Origin of the sequence: Novosphingobium humi (assembly GCF_028607105.1) — a bacterium.
In the GTDB taxonomy this organism is placed as follows: Bacteria; Pseudomonadota; Alphaproteobacteria; order Sphingomonadales; family Sphingomonadaceae; genus Novosphingobium; species Novosphingobium humi.
Genome location: NZ_CP117417.1, coordinates 42,221 through 66,510 on the forward strand (window position 1 = coordinate 42,221; position 24,290 = coordinate 66,510).

General features: G+C 65.0%; 17 protein-coding genes. 14 read left to right on the top strand and 3 right to left on the bottom strand.

All coding sequences use genetic code 11. From position 1 onward, the window contains the following. Positions 1–102 precede the first annotated feature (102 nt). The 6 genes from PQ457_RS00220 to PQ457_RS00245 all read left to right on the top strand — a co-directional run bounded on the left by PQ457_RS00220 (position 103) and on the right by PQ457_RS00245 (position 9,418). Positions 103–2,349, top strand: coding sequence for an outer membrane protein assembly factor BamB family protein (locus PQ457_RS00220; RefSeq protein ID WP_273617828.1), 2,247 nt, complete (start codon positions 103–105; stop codon positions 2,347–2,349). An 11-nt stretch (positions 2,350–2,360) separates the two neighbouring features. After that, positions 2,361–3,302: a ThuA domain-containing protein gene (locus PQ457_RS00225; RefSeq protein WP_273617829.1), complete on the top strand. Its 942-nt coding sequence runs from the start codon at positions 2,361–2,363 to the stop codon at positions 3,300–3,302. Positions 3,303–3,484: 182 nt separating this feature from the next. After that, positions 3,485–6,256, top strand: a complete 2,772-nt coding sequence (locus PQ457_RS00230) for a TonB-dependent receptor plug domain-containing protein (protein ID WP_273617830.1) — start codon at positions 3,485–3,487, stop codon at positions 6,254–6,256. A gap of 154 nt (positions 6,257–6,410) precedes the next feature. After that, entirely contained in the window at positions 6,411–7,349 is a 939-nt protein-coding gene (locus PQ457_RS00235) for a helix-turn-helix domain-containing protein (protein WP_273617831.1), read from the top strand. Positions 7,350–7,451: 102 nt separating this feature from the next. After that, complete coding sequence (locus PQ457_RS00240) at positions 7,452–8,138, top strand: hypothetical protein (protein WP_273617832.1); 687 nt, start codon at positions 7,452–7,454, stop codon at positions 8,136–8,138. Beyond that, positions 8,135–9,418 carry an MFS transporter gene (locus PQ457_RS00245; RefSeq protein WP_273617833.1) on the top strand — a complete coding sequence of 428 codons (1,284 nt, stop codon included), beginning with the start codon at positions 8,135–8,137 and terminating at the stop codon, positions 9,416–9,418. Before PQ457_RS00240 ends, PQ457_RS00245 begins: the two co-directional genes overlap by 4 nt. Positions 9,419–9,433: 15 nt before the next feature. On the opposite strand, the gene PQ457_RS00250 is transcribed toward PQ457_RS00245, so the two are convergent. Continuing rightward, a complete protein-coding gene (locus PQ457_RS00250) occupies positions 9,434–10,384 on the bottom strand; it encodes a hypothetical protein (protein ID WP_273617834.1) in 951 nt (316 codons plus the stop codon). Then, a complete protein-coding gene (locus PQ457_RS00255; RefSeq protein ID WP_273617835.1) occupies positions 10,381–12,588 on the bottom strand; it encodes an ATP-binding protein in 2,208 nt (735 codons plus the stop codon). Before PQ457_RS00255 ends, PQ457_RS00250 begins: the two co-directional genes overlap by 4 nt. Before the next feature lie 535 nt (positions 12,589–13,123). Here PQ457_RS00255 and PQ457_RS00260 point away from each other — a divergent pair. Continuing rightward, positions 13,124–13,987, top strand: a complete 864-nt coding sequence (locus PQ457_RS00260; protein WP_273617836.1) for a response regulator — start codon at positions 13,124–13,126, stop codon at positions 13,985–13,987. 16 nt (positions 13,988–14,003) lie between these two features. On the opposite strand, the gene PQ457_RS00265 is transcribed toward PQ457_RS00260, so the two are convergent. After that, positions 14,004–14,531, bottom strand: coding sequence for a hypothetical protein (locus tag PQ457_RS00265; RefSeq protein ID WP_273617837.1), 528 nt, complete (start codon positions 14,529–14,531; stop codon positions 14,004–14,006). Positions 14,532–14,811: 280 nt separating this feature from the next. Here PQ457_RS00265 and PQ457_RS00270 point away from each other — a divergent pair, with 280 nt between their 5' ends. From PQ457_RS00270 to PQ457_RS00300, 7 genes are all read left to right on the top strand, one after another. Then, positions 14,812–15,765 carry a LacI family DNA-binding transcriptional regulator gene (locus PQ457_RS00270; protein WP_273617838.1) on the top strand — a complete coding sequence of 318 codons (954 nt, stop codon included), beginning with the start codon at positions 14,812–14,814 and terminating at the stop codon, positions 15,763–15,765. A gap of 113 nt (positions 15,766–15,878) precedes the next feature. Next, complete coding sequence (locus tag PQ457_RS00275) at positions 15,879–17,600, top strand: sulfatase family protein (protein WP_273617839.1); 1,722 nt, start codon at positions 15,879–15,881, stop codon at positions 17,598–17,600. Positions 17,601–17,673: 73 nt separating this feature from the next. Then, positions 17,674–18,594 carry a formylglycine-generating enzyme family protein gene (locus tag PQ457_RS00280; protein ID WP_273619358.1) on the top strand — a complete coding sequence of 307 codons (921 nt, stop codon included), beginning with the start codon at positions 17,674–17,676 and terminating at the stop codon, positions 18,592–18,594. Positions 18,595–18,739: 145 nt separating this feature from the next. Continuing rightward, entirely contained in the window at positions 18,740–19,837 is a 1,098-nt protein-coding gene (locus PQ457_RS00285; protein WP_273617840.1) for an HlyD family secretion protein, read from the top strand. 2 nt (positions 19,838–19,839) lie between these two features. Continuing rightward, the gene (locus PQ457_RS00290; protein ID WP_273617841.1) at positions 19,840–21,369 is read left to right on the top strand and encodes an MDR family MFS transporter; all 1,530 of its coding nucleotides are present in this window, start codon (positions 19,840–19,842) and stop codon (positions 21,367–21,369) included. Between the two features lie 12 nt (positions 21,370–21,381). After that, entirely contained in the window at positions 21,382–22,791 is a 1,410-nt protein-coding gene (locus PQ457_RS00295) for an efflux transporter outer membrane subunit (RefSeq protein WP_273617842.1), read from the top strand. Positions 22,792–22,810: 19 nt separating this feature from the next. Continuing rightward, entirely contained in the window at positions 22,811–24,151 is a 1,341-nt protein-coding gene (locus PQ457_RS00300; protein ID WP_273617843.1) for an anti-phage deoxyguanosine triphosphatase, read from the top strand. Positions 24,152–24,290: the final 139 nt, after the last annotated feature.

Below are 24,290 nucleotides of genomic sequence, written 5' to 3' on the forward strand. Positions count from 1 at the left end.
TCCTTCGCAGGCAAGGATCTGGTGCAGCGCCAGCCAGCGACCGCTGGCGCTTTGCCCTCTAATCCCCATAGACGCAAAAGAAGCGTGATGCGGGAGAAGAGAATGAGCCTGAGGCGGTGGAGCGTGCTTGGCGCGATGGTCAGCGTGACGGCGATCATGGGGGCCAATGCGCTGGCGCAGGGCGGGGCGTCATCGGGCGAAGACGGGATGGCGCGCCTGCCGCAGGGGCCGGGCCGCGCCGAATTTGCCGCCAATTGCAGCAAATGCCACGCCATCGGCACCGTGACCGCCAAGCCGAAATCGGCCGCTGACTGGGACGAAACGCTGGCCAAGATGAAGAAGCTGGGGCTGATTATTGCGCCGGGCGACGAGGCGGCGGTGCGCTCCTATCTCTTGGCCCATTATCAGGCGAAGGAGGGCGGCGCGGGCGCCCCCATGCCCGTGGCGACTGGCGAGGCCAAGGCGCTCTATCCCCGGCCCAGCGGTGCGAACCAGTGGCCCGCCTATGGCGGCGGCGGTGCCAATGGCAATTTCTCGCCGCTCACGCAGATCAACACGCGCAATGTGGGGCGGCTCCAACCGGCATGGACCTTCCGCTATGGCACCGGCCCCAGCAAGGCGGGCGATCAGGGGCTGGATTCGCGGTTCGAGGTGACGCCGCTGCTGATCGGCGGGGTGATGTATATTTCCACCCCCGCCACGCCCTTGAAACCTGATCTCAAGGCCAGCATCACCGCCATCCGCCCCGAAAGTGGCGAGGTGATCTGGAAATATGAAAGCCCCAAGGGCATCCACGGGCGCGGCATCGCCTATTGGCCGGGCGACGCCAAGACCGCCCCGCGCCTGATCTTCGGCACGGATGAGGGCTATCTGATGGCGGTGGATGTGACCACGGGTCAACCTGCGCGCGGTTTTGGCCGGGGCGGGGTGATTGATGCCTATATCGGCGTGGCGTCCGAAATCGTGGGCGAATCGCGCCGTTCCACCTTCACCATCCCCAATCCCGTCACGATCTGGCGCGACCTTATCATCACCGGCGCGCGTCCGGGCGAAGGCGGCCCGCCCCAGCCGCGCGGCGACATCCGCGCCTTTGACGCGCGCACCGGGCGTCAGGTCTGGGCTTTCCACGTCATCCCCGAACCGGGCGAGGCCAACCATGACACATGGGTGGGCGATGAGTGGCGCGACACATCGGGGGCCAATGTCTGGTCCACCATGGCGATCGATGAGGAGCGCGGCATCCTCTATGCCCCCACGGGAGATGCCAATTCGGGCGCCAAGGGGCCGCAGCTTTATTCCGACACTTTGCTGGCGCTGGACGCGGCCTCGGGCAAGCTGCTGTGGCACCATCAATTGACCCATCATGACATCTGGGACTGGGATTCGCCCACGCCTCCGCTGCTGGCCGATGTGATGCAGGGGGGCAAAAGCGTGCCCGCCGTGATGCTGACCGGCAAGCATGGGCTGTTTTTCATGTTCGACCGGGTGACGGGCGAGCCGCTCAACGGTTTCACGGAAAAGCCCACGCCGCGCGCGGATGAACCCACCGACGAGGTCTGGCCGACCCAGCCCTTTCCCGATGCGCCCGGCCCCATCGCGCGGGTAAAAATGACGCGTGAGGAGATCCCCGATCTCGTCCCCGGCATGAAGGCTTCCTGCACCGAATTCTGGGACAGGAACGGCATTGTGGTGGGCGACCTTTACGCCCCGCGCCAGAGCAGCGCCCATGCCACGCTGACCTATCCCAGCCCGGTGGGCGGGCCGAATTGGGGCGGGGGCAGCTATTCGGCGCAATTGGGCTATTATTTCGTCAATGTGCAGAACCGCCCGGTCTATCGCCCCAAGGTCGCGGCCGGATCAGGCGTGGCGATGATGAACCGCAATGTGCCTGCCGGCCCGCCCCCGCCGCGTCCCACCGGCCCGCGCTCGCCTCAGGGCTTTACCTATAGCGCCAATGGGGTGAACCTGTCCTGCGGCGCAACGCCATGGGGCGAACTGGTGGCGGTTGATGTGGCCAAACGCAGCATCGCATGGCGCGTGCCTCTGGGCATTACCGAGGCGCTGGGCAAGGCGGGATTGAATACGGGCGCGCCCAATATCGGCGGCAATATTGTGACCGCAGGGGGCGTGGTCTTTATCGGCGCGACCAACGATCACCGCTTCCGCGCCTTTGACGCCAAGAGCGGCAAGCTCTTGTGGCAGACCGTGCTGGAGGCCTCGGCCCATTCGACGCCGATCACCTATATGGGCGCGGATGGAAAGCAATATGTCGTGGTGGCCGCAGGGGGCGGCACGGCGGTGGGCGGGCCGGAAATGTCCGACACGCTGGTGGCCTATCGTTTGCCGTAAGGGGGATTTGTATGATGCGTAGGATGTTCCTGCTGGGGGCGCTGTTGCCCGCCGCCGTGATGGCGCAAACCCCGCCGGCCGCGCGGCCCACCGCGCCCGCGATGATGGGGCCAATGATGGGGCCGTCCTCGACGGTCAATGATCCCTGGCCGGGGATGAAGAAACTGCTGATCATCGCGGACGTTCAGACCGGATGGCATCACGATTCGATCAACCACGCGATGGGCGTGATCGAACAGATGGGCCGCGAGCATGGCGAATGGGCCACCGTGATCCGCACCGACAGCCAACTGATCACCAAGGCCCCGATTGTGGGTCAGGGCACGCGTTATGCGGGCAAATTCGTCAACGCCCGCAATCTGGACCAGTTTGACGCGGTGTTCTTTCTGGGCAGCGGGGCGGGGGCCTTGTCCGATCAGCAGAAGGCAGACCTGCTCTCTTTCGTGAAACAGGACGGCAAGGGCTTTATCGCGGGCCACGCCGCCAGTGTCGCCTATTACGAATGGCCCGAATTCACCCAGATGATCGGCGCCTTCATGGAAAGCGAGTTCCGCGTCGATACGATGCAGATCACCAATGAGGACCCCGCCTTCCCCGGCGCGGGGGTCTTTCCCAGGAGCTTTGCCTATACCGACCAGTTCCCGGTGATGCGCATGCCCTTTACCAGCAAGGACGCGCATGTGATCCTGCGGCTGGACCCGACCAAGATGACGGCCGAGCAGCGCAAGACGCGGCCTGATGATGATTTTCCGCTGGTCTGGGCCAAATCCTATGGCAAGGGCCGCGTCTATAACCTGACCATCGGCCACCGCGAAGAGGTCTGGGACGACCCCAAATTCCGCGAGATGGCGCATCAGGGCATCCGCTGGGCGCTGGGGCTGGTGGATGCGAAAGTGGACCCGCCCGCGCCGCCGGCCCAAGCGAAACCGGGGCCCAAATCCAAGGGCAAATGACGAATTTTCCAGAACCTCTCCCTGACGCCCGGCCCCGCAAAGCCGGGCGTTTTTCTTTGCGTCTGGCTGTGCAGTCTCAGTCCAGAGATTGGGGCCTTCGCAGCTAGGGGCGTGAGAGGCGGCGGGGCGTATGCCGGGGTCATAATCCGGCAAAACAACCGGACATCAACAAGGGGGACAGGATGAAGATCGGGCAATCAGGCCGCGCGGCTTTTGGCATTTCCTATCTGGCGCTGGCCATGGCGGGCGCGGCCCATGCGCAGGACATCACCGGCCACGGGGCGGCCGAATCGGCCAGCAAACAGGATGCCGAAATCATCGTGACGGGCACCGCGATCAAGGGCGTGGCCCCGGTGGGTTCGGCCACGGTGACGATGGACCGCGCGAGCCTTGTGGCCAGCGGCGTGCGCGACACCGCGCAATTGATCGCCCAATTGCCGCAAGGCTCCAGCCTTGGCACCAGCCAGAATTCGACCGGCGGGCGGCAGCAGGGCGTCAACCTGCGCGGCCTTGGCAACAATGCCACGCTGCTGCTGTTTGACGGCCACCGCTGGGCGCCGCAGGGGGTGATTTCGCAGATCCCCGATCCTTCGGTCATCCCCTTTGCCGCGATCGAGCGCGTCGAGGTCGTCACCGATGGCGCCTCGGCCATTTACGGGTCGGACGCGGTGGCGGGCGTGGTCAATTATGTGCTGCGCAAGGATTATGAAGGGCTGGAGATCACGGGCCGCTATAATCACACGCTCTATGATCAGCGCTCGTTCGAGGGCGTGCTGGGCCACCGCTGGAGCGAGGGCGGCTTCATGCTGGGCTTCAGCTACACCGACCGCGATCCGGTCAAGCGCGCCGCGCGCGATTATCTGCGCAATGATCTGCGCCCCTATGGCGGCAACAACAACAATCTGATCGGCACCACGGTGTTTCCCGGCACGCCGGGCGCGCTGATCATCGGCAGCACGGTTTACGGATTGCCCGCCACCAATGGCGCGGTGCCCACCGCCGCGCAGGTGACGGCGCTGCGCGGCAATCCCACGCTGGCCGATCCGGCGGACATGTATGATTACTTTTCCAGCCGCAAACAGATCAGCGTGCTGCTCAAGGCCCATCAGACCATCGGCGCGGGCGAGCTGAGCGGCACGGTCAATTACAACCGCCGCGAAAATTCGGCGCGCGCGCAGGAGGCCTTGCCCAATATCTCGATCAACCTCACGCCCAGCAGCCCTTGGTATATTCCCGGCCTGACCACGGGCAACGAGACGCTGGTCTATAATCTGGGGCTCAATTACGCCAATTACGACCTGACCCAGCGCAACAAGGAGGAGACGTTCAACTCGACGCTGGAATATAAGACCCGCATCTTCAAGGGCTTCGACTGGACGACTTATGGCTCCTACGGCTTTTCGTCCGGGTGCAACGTGTGTCAGCCCCAGGCCAACACCACCATCGCGGCCGTCATCGCCAACAATCCGGCCTATTATTCCACCTTCAACCCCTATCTGGCGGGCCAGCAGAGCGGGGCCGACATGCTGATCGGCGGATTTCTGCAAGAGGCCAAATTCCGCACTGCCGATTTCGGCACCAAGATCAGCGGGGCGCTGTTCGATCTGCCCGCCGGTTCGGTCAAGGTGGCGCTGGGGGGGGAATATACCGAATACTGGTTCTGGCTCCTGGCGCAAAACAAGCTCAACCTGCAAAACGCCTTTCAGGTTTCGCGCAGCACCAAGAGCGGGCGCCATGTCTCCTCGGCCTATGGCGAGGCGTTCATTCCGGTGTTCGGTGCGGCCAATCGCATCCCCGGCTTTGACCGGCTGGATCTGAGCGCGGCGGTGCGCTGGGACAAATATTCCGATTTCGGCACCACGGCCAATCCCAAATTCGGCCTGACATGGCAGCCGACCGGCGGCGTCAAGCTGCGCGGCAGTTGGGGCACGTCCTTCCGCGCGCCGACGCTGATCGAATCCAATCCCGCCACCGTGGGCCAGACCAACCGCGTCTATATCGCCAATGGCGCCAATGATCCCGCCGTGCCGGTCACGCTGTCGAGCACGGGCCAGAGCGCGGTGCTGAACCGCACCGGCAATACGGCGGGGCTGAAGCCGGAATCGGCCACGGTCTGGTCGCTGGGGCTGGATCTGACGCCTGCCTTCACGCCCAATCTGAAATTCGGCGTCACCTATTACAACGTCAATTATAAGAACCGCATCGAGAACCTGCCCAACCAGACGGCCACCAATGCGCTGGTTCTCTCCAGCCCTGCCAACCGCGCGCTCTACAGCGACTATTTCATCGTCGCGCCCCAGCCCAACACCTGCGTCAACGGCAATTACGCGACCTATAACCCGGCCTATCTGCCCTTCCTGAACGACAAGAACGCGGTGTTCACGCCCAGCACGATCAATGACTGCACGCTGACCGGCATCGTCAAGGGCGGCACGCAGAATCTGGGCAATGTGAAACAGAGCGGGCTGGACTTCACGCTCAACTATCGGCTGGAGACGAAGGTGGGCACCTTTGCCTTTGACGGCAGCTTCACCAAGATCCTGAATCTGCAAAAGAGCCTGACGCCGACCGGCGCCCTGTTCAACGCGCTCGATACGTTTGGTTTTCAGGTGTCCTCGCGCGGGCGGGCCTCGGTTTCGTGGCGCAAGGACGGGTTCAACGCCAATATCGCGGCCAATTATGTCGGCTCCTATCGCAACAATGCCACGATCACTGTGGCGGGCGTCAAACTGCCCGATACGCAGATCCCGGCATGGACCACCTTTGACGGCAATCTGGGCTATGAATTTGGCGAAAACCACCGTTGGCTCAGCGGCACAAGGCTGGCGCTGGGGGTCCAGAACCTGACCGACAAGGCGCCGCCGATCGTGCTGTCGGGCACCAATGCGGTCGATACCAACAACCACAATATCTGGGGCCGCATCTGGACCTTTGAAATCAGCCACAAGTTCTGAGCCGGGCGATGATCCACCCTTGGCCCCGGCAGCCTGTCTGTCGGGGCCTCTTTGTGTACCGGAATGGACATATGTTGTCAGAAGGCCCGGCCTGGGTTAGGCTGAGCCGCAGAGGATAGAGGCAAAAATGCCGGAAAATTGCGGGAGACATGCCATGCGTTCATGGTCCACCGACAGCCATGCCGAAGTGAACCATCTGGTTTACTGGCGCGAGGCGATCTGTGAGGCGATCTTTGAACTGGATTTTACCAGCAAGGATGAGGGCGTGGCGGCCAGCATGCAGCAGCATGACCTTGGCCCGCTCAAACTCAGCACAATTTCCATCGGCAGCGCCCATAGCGTGGTGCGTTCGCAAGGCGCGGCGGCGCGTGAACGCCAGCCCCATCTCAACCTCAACTGGATCCGCAGCGGCGCGTGGCAGGTCGACCATTATGGCCGCCGGGTCGATCTGGGGCCGGGCGACATGGTGCTGCTCGACAATCGCCAGCCCTACAGCGTGACGGCCGAGCATGGTTCGGAACATATCGTGGCGCGCCTGCCGATCGAATGGGTGCGCTGCTGGCTGCCCTCGCCCGAGGCGGCGGTGGCGCGGCCGGTGCGCGCGGGCGATCCGTGGCACGGCGTGCTGGAGGCGACGCTGACCGAGGCGATCCGCGACGAGCGGGGCGATGAGGCATGGCGCAGGCTCTGCACCCAGCAGATCGGCGGGGCGCTGGCGCTGATGCTGGGGGCCACGGAAAGCCGCCTGTCGAACCACACGCGCCAGCTTTACCGCCGCATCCGCACCACGATCCAGAACCGCTTTTTCGAACATGAACTCGACGCGGCCAGTGTCGCCGCCGAGGTGGCGATCTCGCCGCGCTATCTGCACAAGATTCTGGCGCAGGAGGGCACGACCTATGTGCAGGAACTTTTCGCCGTGCGTCTGCAACACGCCTGCGCCCTGCTGAAAGACCCCCGCTTTGCCGAATTGTCGGTGTCGGAAATCGGCTGGCGCTCGGGCTTTTGCGACCCCAGCCATTTTTCCCGCCGCTTCAAGGCCCATGTCGGCCAGACGCCGGGGCAATGGCGGCATGCGCAATCCGTGCATTGACCCGTTCGCATCGAGCCAAGCATTTGTTCGCCCCCAAGCAGCGTCGCGGCGGCGCCTTGCTGTTAGACCGGGACCGACAAGGCAAGCATAACGGGGGAGACTATGGCGCTCAAAGGCCGCGCATTCATCATCATGTGGCATGACATCACCGCGCAGGGCGATGACGATTACCACCAATGGCACACGCGCCAGCATATGCCCGAGCGGCTGGACCACGCCGGGTTTCGCCGCTCGCGCCGGGGGGTGAACCGGGGGCTGGAGCGGCAGACCTATTTCACCCTGTATGAAGGCGCCGATCTGGCCAGCTTTGTGGCCGATGATTATGCCCACAGCCTGAATTTCCCCACCGAATGGACCCAGTCCATCGCGCCCCATTTCCGCAATTTCCTGCGCATGGCTTGCGAGGTGCTGGAAACCGGCGGGCGCGGGGTGGGCGGGGCGCTGGTGTCGCTGCGCCTGCGCCTGCCCGCCGGGATGGATGAGCGCGAGGGGCATCGCGCGCTGACCCCCGCGCTGGCCGCGATCAACGCGATGCCGGCGGTAACGGCGGTGCATCTGGCCGCCGCCCGGCCCGATTATTCCGAAATCCGCACCTCGGAAACCGAATTGCGCCCGCCGATGAGCGAGCCGCCCTTTGATCTGGTGATCCTGGCCGAATGCATGGGATTGGCCGAGGCGCAGGCCGCGCAGGGCGCGATGGTTTCCGCCGTCGAACAGGCTGGTTTCGCCGACCCGCTGGCGCAGGCCTATGACGTGGCCTACACGCTGGAAAAGCGGGACGCGCAATGAAGGCCGACATCATGCGCCCCACCCGCAAGCGCTATGCCATGCTGGCGCTGGTGGCGCTGGCGACCGCGCTCAACTATCTCGACCGCACGCTGATGGGCGTGGCCGCCCCCGCGATGAGCCGCGAGCTGGGGCTGGGGCCGGAAATGATGGGGCTGGTCTTTGCCGCCTTTTCGTGGAGCTATGCGCTGGCGCAGGTGCCGGGCGGGATCTTTCTCGACCGTTTCGGCACCCGGCTGACTTATGCGCTTTCGCTCTCGGTCTGGTCAGCCTGCACGGTGATGCAGGGGCTGGTGCGCGGCGGCTGGGCGCTGATCGCGGTGCGGCTGGGGCTGGGCGCGGCCGAGGCGCCGTGCTTTCCCGCCAACAGCCGCGTGCTGATCGCATGGTTTCCGCGCGGCGAGCGGGCGCGGGCCAATTCGATCTATTCGGTGGGCATGTATTTCGGCATCGCCTTTTGCAGCCCGGTGCTGTTCTGGATGGCGGCCCATTGGGGCTGGCGCGCGCTGTTCTGGACCGTGGGCGGGATCGGCATTGTCTATGGCGCGGTGTGGCACAGGTTCTATCGCGATCCGGCCGATCACCCGCATGTCAACGAGGCCGAACTGGCGCTGATCCGCGCCGATGGCGGGGCCACCCAGGCCGAGGCCCCGCGCCCGTTCCGCTGGAGCGATGTCGCCTATCTCCTGCGCCAGCGCAGCATCATCGGCGCCTCGATCGGCCAATTCGCCACCAATTCCACCTTGGTCTTTTTCCTCACCTGGTTTCCCACCTATCTGGCCAGCGAGCGGCATATGGATTGGTTGAAAGCGGGGGTTTATGCGATGGTGCCGTTCATGGCCGCCTCGCTGGGCGTGCTGGCGGGGGGGCAGGTGTCGGACCGGCTGCTGCGGGCGGGTGTCTCGCTGGCCGCCGCGCGCAAGGCTCCGGTGATCACCGGCCTGATGCTCTCCACCCTCATCATTCTGGCGATCTGGCTGGAAAGCGACGGCGCCGTCATCGCGGTGATGAGCATCGCCTTTTTCGGTCAGGGCATGTCCAATCTGGGCTGGACGCTGGTCTCGGAAATCGCGCCCACGCGATTGGCGGGGCTGACGGGGGGCCTGTTCAACCTCTGCACCAATCTGGCCGGGATCGCCACGCCGATCATCATCGGCATGACGGTGGGGCGGACGGGATCGTTTTTCATCGGGCTGATTTTTATCGGGGCGATGGCCTGCCTTGGCGCGGCCTCCTATGCCTTTGTCGTCAACCGGGTCGAGCGGCTGCCCAATCCGGAATAGGCAGGAGGATGCGGCTTAGAACCGCACCCGCAACCCGATGGATGCGGTGGTGCTGTTACCCGCCACCGCGCCCGCCGTGCGCGTCACCTGCGTGTCCAGCCAGAGCCGGGGGCGGATCTGCCACATGCCCGAGAGCGCCACTTCGTCAAACCCGTCGGGGGTGCGCAGCGGTTGCGGCCCGGATGCGTCGGGCGGCGGGGCCAGTTGCCATGTGGTCATGCCATTGTCGGTGACGTAATGCGAATAGGACAGGCCCAGATAATGCTGGCCCCGCCGCCCCAGCGCGCGGTCCACCCGCACCGAGGCGATGCCCGTCAGCGCCCTTTCGCGCAATTCGAAATCCGACCATGACAGGGTGGAGAAATCGAACCGCTGATGCAGCGAGCGGGTATAGACATATTGCCCGGCAATGGTGGGCGTGATGTACCAGCGCGCCCATGGCTGAAACACCCGGCCCAGCCGCAGCCCCGCCGCGACATAATCGGCCCCCGATGCCACCCCGCTTTGCCGCGCGATGCCTTGTGCCTGGATCGCGCCATAGACCTGTCGCCCATAGCTGACATAGGCATCGGCCACCCAGCCGTGCCAGTTGCCCCCCGCGCCGATCGAGCCGATGTGATAGGTGGACGGGATCGCCGCATCGGCCTGTTGCAGCGTGCCGCCGAACAGGGTGTAGGCCGCGCGCAGATAGGTTGGTCCCTTGTAACGGGTGATGGCCAACGCACCATAGGGGCTGGAGGAGGTGGTGTCGCGGTCGACCACCCCGCCGGTGGCGCTGGCGACCCAGATCGCCTTGGGATCGACGGGAGCGGGATCGGCGGGGGCGGCAGGCGCGGCAGGCGCGGCAGGGGGGATTTCCAGCCTTTCCGCCTGCGGGGTTTCCGCCTGCTGGGCCTGCGCCGCCCCGCCCGTCATCGCCCCGCCCGTCATCGCCAATGCGGCGCCAAGGATCATCCGCTTCATCATGCCGCCTTGGGCATCATGTCGTCATAGAGCGTGGGCAGCACCAGCTTGGCGACAAAGCCCTCCTCGCGCTGTTCCAGCAGAACGTCGCCGCCATGCGCCCGCGCGATCGAGCGGCACACCGCCAGCCCCAGCCCGCTGCCCGGCTTGTCCGATTCGATGGCCTGTTCACAGCGGAAGAAGGGTTCAAAGGCGCGCTCGCGGTCCTCCTGCGGGATGCCCGGCCCATCATCGACGATCTCGGCCACGGCCCCCTGCTCATTCACCAACACGCGCACCCGCGCCTGTTGACCATATTTCAGCGCGTTTTCAAGCAGATTTCCCAAGAGGCGGCGAATACCCAGCGGATCGACCTCGACCCGGATCGGGGTTGCCATATCCAGCCGCACCCGGTCGCCCATCACGCGCGCATCCTCGACCGCATCGGCCACCAGTGTGGCCAGATCGAGCCTTTGCCGCGCGCCGGGGGTCGATGCCTCGCGGATAAAGGCGATGACCTGGCTGATCATCATCTCCATCTCGTCCACCTCGGCCAAAAGCGCGTCACGCTGTTCGTCGGGCACATCCTCCAGCCGGAAGCGCAGGCGTGTCAAAGGGGTGCGCAGATCGTGGCTGATCGCGCCCACCATCGCGGTGCGGTCATCGACAAAGGCGCGCAGGCGGTCGCGCATCTGGTTGAAGGCATGCGCGGCGCGGCCCACTTCGGCGGGGCCGGACAAAGGCACGACATTGGCCGAAGGATCGCGCCCCAGCACCTCGGCGGCGCGGGCAAAGCCTTCGAGGGGCTTGACGATGCGCCGCGCAAACATCAGCGCCAGCGGCACTGTGATCAGCAGCGAGAGCACGAACCACAGCATCACCCGCTTTTGCCAGCGGTTGGGAAAGGGTTCGGCGCGCGGGGCAACGGCGATCCATGTGCCGTCATCCTGACGCATCGCGGCGACGAAATCGCCCTCGATAAAGGGTGGGGTGGTGAAGGAAAGCACGCCCTTGCCTTCGCGGAAAGGGATCGGCTGGGGCACGCCAAGCGGCGCGGAATCAGGCATCGCCGCGCGCGGGCCATCAGGCGCAGGCCCGGCGGGCGCGGATGGGGCGGCGCGAGCGGATGCGGCGCCTTCGGCCTGCGGGGCGTCATCGTGTGCGGCGCCGGGATCGGCAGCGCGGGGGCGGACGGCGGGCGCGGCTGGGGCGCGCGGCAGAGCGATGGGCGGCATGGCGGCGGTGGGAACCGAGGCCGGGCCGGGATTGCCCAGCGAGGCCATCGGGGCGACCATGGCCGGGCCTATCGCGCCGCCATTCACGCCCCCATTCACGCTGGGGCCGCCCGGGCCTTGGCCTGCCGCGCCCGGCCCTGTTGCGCCGGGCGCGGTGATGCGCGCGCTGCCGCCGGTCTGGCTTTGCTGGCCACTGCTGGCCGCGGTGGGGGCGGCGGAGTGCGGGGCCGGATTGGCAGGCGCGTTACCGGCGGGGTCTGCGCCCGGGGCGTGACCGCCCTGCCCACCGCCCGGAGCTCCACCGCCCGGAGCTCCACCGGCAGGATGATGCCCCCCCGGCGGGCCGCCGCCCGGAACGCCGCCTCCGGGCATGCCGCCGCCGGGATGGCCTGCGGGAAAACGGCCGCCCGGAAAGCCGCCACCGGGAAATCCTCCTCCCGGAAAACCCCCGCCCGGAAAACCCCCGCCCGGAAAACCATTACCCGCCGCGCCGCCGCCCAGCGGGCCGCCATGCATCCCCTGCGCATGGGCGGTGCCGATGGCGCCCGAGAGCAGACCCGAAAGCAGGTCCCCATCCTCAGGATCGCTCAAGGCCATCGGCCCGCGCGAACCGCCCGCCGGCACCGCCACCCCGCCCACCGGCAATTGCGTGTAAAAGGCCAGCACAACGTGATCCAACCGTTGCCCCAGCCGCCGCGCCAATGCCTCGCGCGAGGTTTCCGACACCAGCCAGCCCGAGCCGCTGATATCAGGAGGGCCTTTCATGGCCCGGATTTCCAGATTGTCGCTTTCCGCCCCGTTTGGCCGCAAACCATGGCTCAGCAGCATCCGCGCCACCGCTTCAAGATCCCAGCGCTGCGGGCTGGCGGGGGGGATCAGCACGGTCAGCGCCAGCGTCGCGCATTGCGCCACGATCAGGACGCCCACCAGCAGTCCGAGCATTTGCAACCCCAGCGGCAGAGCCAGCCTGCGGCGGAAAGAATATGCGGCCATGCCCCGGCAATTGCCATAAATCGGGGGCGAAAGCGATTCTTCATCGCCGGGCGATCCGGCCCGGTGGCGGGCGAAAATCGAATAGGCCGCGCGTGCGTCTGCGCTGTCCCGGCCTGCATCGGAACCGTGCGCGCGTTGGGGAGGGCGGGCAGACATGGCCGCGCTAGCCCCGCGAAACGGGATGGGCCGCCAAAGGCCAATGCCGCCGCCCTGACCAGGGACCGAGCGAAAGCGGGGGGGCGATGGTGCTTTCGAGCGGGATCAGGGCGGCGGACGGAAGCGCGGTCCGGGCGGGACATGCACCAGTGGGGACGGTTGCATGTCCTTGATCCCGGCCGCTCGCCGTTCGTCTATGGCTTTGGCCGTCGGCCTGGCCCGCCAACACCTTTGTCACGGCCATGCCGGACACAGGGAAGAAGGGCGATGCAGCGGTCATGAGGTCAGACTGACCCCGTTCGATTGCGCGGGGATTTCGCCCAGATTTCACCGGGCGGGGCGGGCTTTGAAAAATTACTGAAATCCGCAGGGCAGAAAAATGTGGAATTGGCACGGGATGCAGGCCACACACAACGCCATGGATCTGGCGACCAAAATCCTGATCGTGGATGATGACAAGGGCATCAGAACGGTCGTGTCCGAATTTCTGGGCAAGCATGGCTATCAGACAGCCACGGCGGCCAATCCGGTCGAAATGCGCGGGATGCTCGAGGCCGGTTCGTATGATCTGATCGTGCTGGACGTGATGATGCCCAAGGAGGACGGGCTGACCGCGCTGCGCAGCCTTGGGCCCCATGCGCCGCCGGTCATCATGCTCAGCGCCGTGGGTTCGGATATCGACCGCGTGGTCGGGCTGGAAATGGGCGCTGACGATTATCTGGCCAAACCGTGCAACCCGCGCGAATTGCTGGCGCGCATCCGCGCCGTGCTGCGGCGCAAGGCGGCGGCGCAGGCGGTGCTGGATCAGGCGATGGAAATCCGCGCCGGTGAGGCGCAGGCCGACCCGGCCCCGCAGGCGCCGGGCGAGAGCCGGCCTGCCCCATCGCAGGATCAGGCCGGGGCAACCTGCGCCAACGGCCTCTATTTCGAAGGCTGGCGGATGGATCTGGACATGCGGCTGCTGTTCGATCCCGATGGGCGGATGATCACGCTGACCGAGGGCGAGTTCCGCCTGCTGCTGGCCTTTGCCCAGCATCCGCGCCGGGTGGTGACGCGCGACCAGTTGCTGGAATGGTCACGCGGGGGGGACGCCGATCATTTCGACCGCGCAATCGATGTGCAATTGTCGCGCCTGCGCCGCAAGATGACCGATGCGGGCAGCAGCGGCGTGTCCGAACTGATCCGCACCGTGCGCAACGAGGGCTATGTCTTTGTGCCCCATGTCACGCGGACGCGCGCCTGAGCCACGGGGCCGATGTTCAGGCGAGGCCCACGACATCCCCGGCCAGCGCGAGATAGAAGCGCGCGATTTCGGCCAGCGTGCGGTCATCCAGCACGAAAGGCATCCCGGCGGCCTGTTTGCCCCCTGCCACCCCCAGCGAGGCCGTGGCCAGATCGCGCGCGGTGATCGCGCAATGGTTGCGCACCGGTCCATCGCAGGCCGCGATCTGAAGCCGCCGGATCGCGCGCAGGCGGGGGCGATGTTTGTGCAGCGGGTGGAGATCGGCCGGGGCGGGATTGGCATGGGGCGCCATCGCCCGCAGGAAGGCGCGATATTCGCCGATCAGCAGCGAAAAGAAACGGTCGAGTTCCTTAAGATGGTTGCCTGCGACGCGCATCATCACCTTGGACCCGCCCGAGGGGGCGCCGGCGCGGGCCTCCCGCCCGATCAGATAGAGGCATCCGGCCCGCAGTGTTTCGAATGAAGCGTGCAGCCCCAGCGCGCTGGTGTGGTCGAACCATGGCCTGATGGTGTCGGATCGCGGGTGGTCCCTTTGGCCTATCATGGCCTGAGTTGTCATAGCTTGTCTGGGCATCAGGTGTCTGGACATAAGGCTCCCAGGGCAAGCGGGAGCATGACAACTCTCAGCCGACAGCGCTTGACGATGGAGATGCTGCCGGTGGGTTATGCCTACAGAAAGCGGGCAGCTTCGTCCAACGCAAATGGCATCGTTTGCGCGAAAGGGGCGGAGGTAAAAATGCCATCGTTTGTATTTTGCGCTTGCCTCTTGCGCATCCCAGGCAAAATGACGCATCAGCCCCCAGCGGCAAAAGGAATGGCAGGCCATGGCGACGATCAAGGATGTGGCGCAGCATTCGGGCATTTCGATCAAGACGGTGTCGCGCGTCATCAACGGCGCGCAGACGGTGCGGCCCGGCGTGCGCGAAAAGGTCGAGCGGGCGATCCGCGAACTGAACTATCGCCCCGCGCTGGCCGCGCGGCAATTGGCCAGCGGGCGCAGCTATATCATTGCGATGATCGCCCCGCCTGTCACCTACAGCTATTTTTCGCGCATCATGGTGGCCACGGCCGATGCCTGCCGCAAGGTGGGTTATCATCTGGTGCTCGAGGTGATGGATGGCGATGACCTGTCGATCACACTTTCATGCGAGCCCGATGCGGTGATCGTGGTGCCGCCCTTTGCCGACAACCGCCAGATGTTGGGCGCGCTGATGGAATTGGGCAAGCCGGTGGTGCGGATCGCGGGCAGGAATGACGGCATCGGGCGCAGCGTCGAGGTGCATGATCATGCGATCGCGCGGGAAATGGCGCACTATCTGGTCGGGCGGGGGCATCAGGTGCTGGCGATGATCGCCCCGCCGCGCCCGGAAATGGCCGCCGAGGAGCGGCTGACCGGCTTTCGCGAGGGGCTGGCGACAGGCGGGCTGGATTTGCCCGACAGCCATGTGGTGCGCGCCGGCATGACCTTTGCCGAGGGCGAGCGGGCGTTTCGCGATCTGATGGCCTTGCCCCGGCGGCCCACCGCGATTTTTGCCGGCAATGACCAGATGGCGCTCGGCGCGATGGCCTGCGCGCTGCGCATGGGGTTTCGCGTGCCGCAGGATGTGGCCATCGCCGGGTTCGACAATTCGGTCGAGGGCCAGATGTGCTATCCCGCGCTGACCAGCATTCATCAGCCGGTCGAGGAGATTGCGCGGATCGCGGTTGATCTGGCGCTGGATCGCGGGGCGGCCGACGCCAGTTTCGCGCATCATCTGGTGATCCGCGAATCGGCCTGAAATACCAACGCTGGTATTTTCTTGACTTGGCCGTGGCGCCGCGTCATGCAGGACGCGGAAAGACGGCGCGGGGGCGGCGATGGCCCGTGGGTGCCAGCAACGGGGTGAGGCCGATGGCGAAATTGCATAAAGTGATTCTGGGCGGTGCGGCCTGTTTTGCCGCCGTGGCGTTTCAGTCGGGCACGGCCCAGGCGGCGCCCAAGCCCGCCCCATCCGCCCCGGCGCCCGCCGACGCCCCGGCCCGCCCGCGCAACATCATCTTTGTGCTGGTCGATGATCTGCGCTTTGACGGCATGGGTTTCCTCCAGCCCGGTCTGCTCCAGACCCCCAACATCGACCGCATGGCGCGCGAGGGAACCTATTTCCCCAATGGCGTGACCACCTCCTCGCTGTGCAGCCCCAGCCGCGCGACGATTCTGACCGGCATGACCGCGCGCAACCATGGCGTGGTGGACAATAACAATTCGTCCGAAGAGGGCCTCACCTTCTTCCCGAAATATCTCCAGCAGGCCGGGTATCAGACCGCCTTCATCGGCAAGTGGCATATGGGCAATGATACAGACGCCCCGCGCCCCGGCTTTGACAAATGGCTCAGCTTCAAGGGGCAGGGGCATTATTATCCCAAGGGCGATTTGCCCGCCGCCGCCGTGGCCGCAGGCAAGAGCAACATGTTCAACGTCGATGGCAAGGAAGTGCCCCAGACCGGCTATATCACCGACGAATTGACCGATTATGCGATGAACTGGCTGGAAAAGGAGCGCGATCCGAAAAAGCCCTTCTTCCTCTATCTGTCGCACAAGGCGGTTCATTCCGACCCGCTGCCCCCGCCGCGCTATGCGCATCAGTATGACAAGGCGAAATTCACCCTGCCCGCCAGCGCGGAAAACACGCCGGAAAATTACAAGGGCAAGCCGCGCTGGGTCTATGATCAGCGCAATACGTGGCATGGCATTGATTTCTTTTACAATTCCGACATGAAAATGACGGACTACCTGAAATATTACTATGCCACCCTCTCGGCGGTCGATGACAGCCTTGGCCGGATCATGGCCTATCTCAAGAAAAACCATCTGGAGAAGGACACGCTGGTCGTCTTTACCAGCGACAATGGTTTCCAGATCGGTGACCATGGGTTGATCGACAAGCGCACCGCCTATGAGGCTTCGGTGCGCGTGCCGCTGGTGATGTGGGAGCCGGGGACGGTGCCGGCCAATACGGTCAACACGGGGCGCGTGCGCGGCCTCGATTTCGCGCCGACCTTTTTGACGGCGGCGGGCGTCAAGACCATGCCGCAACAGTTCGAGGGCCAGAACGCATGGGGCCTGATCACCGGTGCGCAAAAGCCCGCGCAATGGAACCCCAGCGACTTCATCTATGAATATTACTGGGAATGGAGCTTCCCCGAAACCCCGACGACCTTTGCCATCACGCGCGGCAATCTGAAATATATCCAGTATCACGGCATTTATGACCGCGAGGAACTGTATGACATCGGCGCCGATCCGACCGAGATGACCAATCTGATCGACGATCCGGCGCATCTTTCGGACAAGATCACCCTGCGCGCCGCGCTGTTCAAGGAACTGGCCAACCGCCAGGGCAAGCATGCCATTCCCTATACCGCGCGCCAGTCGATCGGTTCGGTGCGGCGGATGAAGGGCGGCACGGGGGCGGCGCCGTTCCCGGACGAATGGCTGGTCGAACCCAACCGCGCCGACCGCATGGATGACATCATCCCCGACAGCGCGTTCAAGGCGGCGGCCCATGCGGCCGGCAGGCCCTTTATGAACGCACCCACCGTCGATCAGCAGTTCAAGCAGATCCCGGCGAGGTAAGGGCCTTTGCAAGATGCCTGAGCGGCCATAGAAACAAGCGATGAGCAGCGCCCCAGCATCCATCTCCCCCGATATGTACCTTGTTCCCGGCGGGGTGTTCATGATGGGGTCATCGGCCTTTTACCCGGAGGAAGCGCCGCGTCGGAAGGTGCGCGTGGCTTCCTTCTGGATGGATGAGACGCCGGTGACGAACGCGCAATTCGCCGCCTTTGTCGAGGCGACCGGATACCGGACCTATGCCCAGATCCCGCCCGATCCGCGCGACTATCCCGGCATGGACCCGGCGCTGGCGGTAGCCGGATCGCTGGTCTTCACGATGACCGACCGGCCGGTGGATCTGGGCGATCCCTCGCAATGGTGGCGCTGGGTGGCGGGGGCGTGCTGGCGCCATCCGCTGGGGCCGGAGAGCGATATTGCGGACATTCTCGACCACCCGGTCGTGCATGTCACGCATCAGGATGCCGCCGCCTATGCTGCATGGGCGGGCAAGCGCCTGCCCACCGAGGCCGAGTTTGAATTTGCCGCGCGCGGCGGGCTGGTGGATTGCGAATATGCCTGGGGCGATGAATTGACGCCGGGCGGGCGGCATATGGCCAACACCTGGCAGGGGATGTTCCCCTTTGCCAACACCGCCGCCGACGGCTGGGTGCGGACCAGTCCGGTGCGCGCCTTTCCGCCCAATGGCTATGGCATCCATGACATGATCGGCAATGTCTGGGAAATCTGCGAGGATTGGTGGAGCCTGCCCGGTGATGCGCGCCCGCGCAGGAAGAGCGCCTGCTGCGCCATCGACAATCCGCGCGGCGGCTTTCGCGCCAAAAGCCACGATCCGGCCGAACCCACCGCCAAAATTCCCCGCAAGGTCATCAAGGGCGGATCGCATCTTTGCGCGCCATCCTATTGCCAGCGCTATCGCCCCGCCGCGCGCCATCCGCAATCCATCGACAGTTCGACCAGCCACATCGGATTTCGTTGTGTAAGGGACGCTGATTAAGCCCTTGATGCCCGATGGTTGACTTCGGGTTAAACCCTGATGACAGGCTTGTCAGGAATAAAAATCATCTATACCGCCTGCCAATCCCCCGCTTGCCCAACAGGTTCGGCTTGCGAAATGGCCTTGGCACGTATGAGAGTACTGCATGACCGACACTTCCCAGGTGGCTGAACAGACGGCTGGTTCGTCTGAGAATTCCTCGTCCTCTTCGTCTCCTGCGCGCAAGGTGCTGCCCTTTGTCGGGCTGGCGCTTTTGCTGGGCGGTGGCTGGTGGGGCTGGGACTATTTCACCTATGGCCGCTATATCGAAGAAACCAATGACGCGCAGATCGCCGCCGACACTTTGGCCGTGGCCCCGCGCATCTCGGGCTATGTTGCGCAGGTTCTGGTTACTGACAATCAGGACGTGAAGGCAGGGACGCCTTTGCTCACGCTCGACCCGCGCGATTACAAGGCCAAGACCGCGCAGGCATCGGCGCAGGTGGCGATTGCCGAGGCCCTGCAGGCCAATGCGCAGGCCGCCATTGCCGAACAGCGCGCCGGGATCGAACAGGCCCGCGCCCAGTTGGGCGCGGCCGAAGCGAAGGCCAAGTTCGACGCCGATCAGGTCAAGCGGTTCACCCCGCTGGTGGCCAGCGGGGCCGAGCAGGCGCAGCAATTGTCGCAATTGCGCGCCGCCGCCGACCAATCCGCCGCGCAGGTCCGCGCCCAGACCGCGGCCATCGAGGCCCAGCAGCGCCGCATCGCCGCCATCGAGGCGCAGGCCAAGCAGGCCGTCGCGCAAGGACTGGGCGGCAAGGCGCAGTTTGACGCGGCCAGCGTCGATCTGGACGCCACCACCATCCGTGCCTCGATCGACGGGCGTATCGGCGACAAGAACGTCACGCCCGGCCAGTTCGTTTCGGCGGGCACGCGGCTGATGACGCTGGTGCCGCTCTCCAAGATCTATGTCGTGGCCAATTTCAAGGAAACGCAATTGGCCCATATGCGCCCCGGACAGAGCGTGTCGATCAAGGTCGACGCGCTGGACGGCCATACGATCAAGGGCCGGATCGAGAGCATGGCGCCCGGCACCGGGGCCAGCTTCAGCCTGATCGCGCCCAGCAACGCGACCGGCAATTTCACCAAGATCGTCCAGCGCGTTCCGGTGCGCATCGCGATTGATGCCGATGCCGATACCCGGCGCCTGCTGGTGCCGGGCCTGTCGGTGACGGCGATGGTGGACACGAAAACGGCGCATTGATCATGGTCGATGCGCCTCCGGTAAAGGCCGATCTGTCGGCATGGCTGGCGGTGGCGGCGGGGACGCTGGGCGCGTTGATGGCGACGCTCGACATTTCCATCGTCAATTCCGCGCTGCCCACGATTCAGGGCGAAATCGGCGCATCGGGCACCGAGGGGACGTGGGTGGCCACCTCCTATCTGGTGGCCGAAATCGTCATCATTCCGCTGGCGGCATGGCTTCAGCGGGTGCTGGGCCTGCGCACATTCCTGCTGATCGCGGCCAGCCTGTTCACCTTTTTCTCGATGATCTGCGGCTGGGCCGACAGTCTGACGATGATGATCATCGGGCGTGTGGGGCAGGGCTTTACCGGCGGGGCGCTGATCCCCACGGCGCAGACGATCATCGCCATGCGATTGCCGCGCGACAAACAGCCGATCGGCATTGCCGCCTTTGGCGTGACGGCGGTGATGGGACCGGTGATGGGGCCGTTGGTGGGGGGCTGGCTGACGGAAAATGTCAGTTGGCATTATGCCTTCTTTCTCAACCTGCCGGTCTGTATCGCGCTTTTGCTGCTGCTGATCCTTGGTCTGCCGCATGAAAAGAGCCATCTGGGCGAATTCGCCAAGGCGGACTGGTTCGGGATTGTCGGGCTGGCGCTGGGGCTGGGCGGGCTGACGGTCTTGCTGGAGGAGGGGCAGCGCGAACAGTGGTTCTCCTCCGACCTCATCCGGCAGATGGCGCTGGTCAGCGCGTTCGGCTTTTTGTGCATCGGCCTTGGCCAGAAATATGCAGCGCGCCCGGTGATCCAGCTCAAGCTGCTGCTGGACCGACAATTTGGCGCAGTGGCGGTGATGGGGCTGGTGCTGGGCATGGTGCTTTACGGCACATCCTATGTGATCCCCCAGTTTCTGGCCTCGGTGGCCAATTACAATGCGTTGCAATCGGGCAAGATCGTGCTGATTTCCGGGCTGCCCAGCCTGTGCATGATGGCGATTGTGCCGATCCTGCTGAAACGGATCGACGTGCGCGTGGCGGTGTTTTGCGGCCTGTTCATCATGGGCATGTCGTCTTTGACCGATACCACCATGACCATGGATTCGGACGGCAGCGATTTTATTGAATCGCAATTGATGCGCGGTGTCGGCCAGATTCTTGGGATGCTCTTCCTCAGCCAGGCCTGCGTGCGTTCGGTCCCGCGCGAACTGGCGGGGGATGCTTCGGGCCTGTTCAATTCGGTGCGCAATCTGGGGGGCAGCATCGCGCTGGCCGGGATCGCCATCATTCAGGACAACCGCCTGTGGCTGCACACCCGCCGGCTGGAGGAAACGCTTCATGCCAACAGCCCGATGGTGCAGGATCAGGTCCGCGCCATGGGCGGCATCCTGCGCGCCGCGCCCCAGCTTGAGGCCCAGCTTCAGCTTCAGGCGCTGGTGATGACCTATAATGATATTTTCCGCTTCATGGGCTGGGGCACGCTGATCGTGCTGCCGCTGGTCCTGTTGCTGCGCCCGTTTTCCAAGGACGCGGCGCCTGATGTCCCCATGCATTGATTGAGAGCCGAGATGACCCGTTTGCCGCTGATGATTGCTGTTGGGTTGCCGCTGGCGTTGCCGTTGGCTTTGGGGGGCTGCGCGCTGGGGCCGGATTATGCCGGGCCGCCCAAGGTGGCCGGTGGATCGGGCTTTGCGCGCGGGGCTGCGGCGGTCGAGGCGGGGCCGGTGCTGGCGCGCTGGTGGGAAGTGCTGGGCGATGCGCAGCTCAATGCGCTGGTCGGCGATGCCCTGACCCACAGCCCCAGCGTCGAGGATGCGCAGGCCAAGGTGCGCGAAGCGGGCGCGGTCCTGCGGCAAAAGCAGGCCAGCGATCTGCCTTCGGTGGCGCCCACGCTGATCGCGGCCAAGGCTGATCTGCCGCCCTTTTCCGCAGGCGGCAAGCGCACCTCGCTCGAAATCTACAATCTGGGCGCGACCGCCTCGTGGGAGCCTGACTTCTGGGGCATCAACAAGCGCACCAATGAAGCCTCGCGCGCCAGTGTCGATCGGGCCAAGGCGCAATTGGCCGATGCGCAGGTCAGCCTCTCGGCGCAGGTGGCGCAGGCCTATGTGAACCTGCGCGATGCGCAAGGGCGGCAGGCGATGGTGGCGCAGGTGGTGGCCTTGCGCCAGCAGGCGCTTGATCTGATCCGCCAGCGTCAAGGCGCGGGCGTGGCCACGCTGGCCGATGTGGCGCGCGCCGAGGGCGATATGCGCAGCGCCATGGCGCAGACCGCGCCTTTGCGCGCGCAGGTCGAGGTGGCGATGAACCAGCTCGCTGTGCTGACCGGCAAAGCGCCGGGCGAACTGGACGCGGCGCTGGCCCCGGCCAAGCCCCTGCCCGTGCTGCCCGCAAAAGTGGCGGTGGGCGATCCGGCGGAGCTGATCGCGCGGCGGCCCGATGTGCGCGTGGCCGAACGCCTGCTGGCGGGCAATACGGCCCAGATCGGCGCAACGCGGGGCAAGCTGATGCCGCGCCTGAGCTTTACCGGCATTCTGGGCATGGGCAGTTCTTCGCTCTCCAGCATCGTCGATCCGGCAACGGCGGCCTATGGCATATTGCCGCAGTTGAAATGGTCCGGCCTCGATTGGGGCAAGGGCAAGGCCACCGTGGCGCAGGCCAAGGCCCAGCGCGACAGCGCCGAGGCGCAATATCGCCGCGCCGTCCTTGCCGCACTGGAGGATGCCGAGAGCAGCCTGTCGCGCTTTGGCGCGGCCCGCGAGCGGCTGATGCAGCTTGAGGCGGGCGAGGCAACGGCGCGCACCAATGCGGGCCTTGGCGCACAAAGGGTGAGCGCGGGGACATCCTCCAAGCTGGAGCAGACCGAGCGCGACGCGCAGGTCCTTCAGGCCGCGATCACCAGCGCGCAGGGCCGGGCCGAAGTGGTGGTGGATTATATCGCCATTGCCAAGGCGCTGGGCTTGGGCTGGCAGGGCTGATCGCGCTATAGGCGCGGCCATGGATGACACGCTCTGGCTGGCCCGCCGCGAAAACTGGACCCCGCAGAATGAGGACGCCCGCGACGGGGGCGATATTGACTATGCCCGCGTCATTCATTCCGCCTCGTTCCGGCGGCTGCAGGGCAAGACGCAGATCCTCAATCTGGGCGACAGCGATTTCTATCGCACGCGGCTGACCCATTCGCTGGAGGTGGCGCAGATCGCAGGCGGCATCGCCCGGCAATTGGAGCGCGACGCCCCCGATCATCCGGCCACCGCCATCCTGCCGGGGCGCAGCATGATCCACGCCATCGGCTGCACCCATGATTTCGGCCATCCGCCCTTCGGCCATGGCGGCGAGGTGGCGCTCAATTACTGTATGCGCGAGGATGGCGGTTTCGAGGGCAATGGCCAGACCCTGCGCATCCTCTCGCGGCTCGAGACTTTCTCGCAAAATGCCGGGGCCAATCTGGCGCGGCGGACGTTGCTGGGGGTGCTGAAATATCCGGTGGCCTATTCGGCGGTGCGCAATCCGGCCATCGCACCGCGCCTTGCACCGGGGCCGACCACCTTGCGAATCATCGATGCGGCCAGCGCCAAGCCGCCCAAATGCTATCTCGACACCGAGAGCGATGTGGTGGACTGGATTCTCGATCCGCTGAGTGCCGGGGACCGCGCGCTGTTGCAGAGTTTTGAGGAAAAGCCGGGCAGCCATGCCAAATCGCGCCACAAATCGCTCGATTGCTCGATCATGGATGTGGCCGATGATATTGCCTATGGCGTCCACGATCTGGAGGACGCTATCGCGCTGGACCTGATCCACCGTGAAACCTTCGCTGCCGCCGTCACGGATCGCTGTCCGACTTTCCTCGACGCATTGAAGGCCAAATATCCCGGCGAGAGCGCCAATGATGTGATGCGCCAATTCGTCGATGGATTGTATGGCGGCGAAAACAGCCGCAAGCGTTTCATCGGGCGGCTGGTCCATCATTTCCTGACCGCGGTGCATTATGTCGAAATGCCCGAATTTGACGCCCCCCTGCTGCGCTGGCGGGTGGGCATGGCGCCGGGGCAGAAGGCTTTCCTCGATGTGCTCAAGGATCTGGTCGTGCGCGAGGTGATCACCAGCCCGGCGGTTCAGCATCTGGAGTTTAAGGGCCAGACGATGGTGGTGGCCGTGTTCGAGGCGATGCAGGCGGACCCTGCGCGCCTGCTGCCGCGCGACCGGATGCCGTTTTATGAGGCCTTCGGAGTTCGCGCGATCTGCGATTATGTGGCGGCGATGACCGATACCAGCCTGCTCAAAACCTATGAGCGGCTGTTTGCCCCGCGCATGGGATCGGTGTTCGACCGGTTGTAAGGCTTGCGGGCAAAAAAATGGCCAGCCCGAAGGCTGGCCTTTGGAAGTTTGGGAGAGGATGCCTGAAAGGCCCGTTCCTTATGCGGATCGGCGGCATTCTTCGCAAGTGCAAAATCACCGGGTTTGATGCAAAGAATGC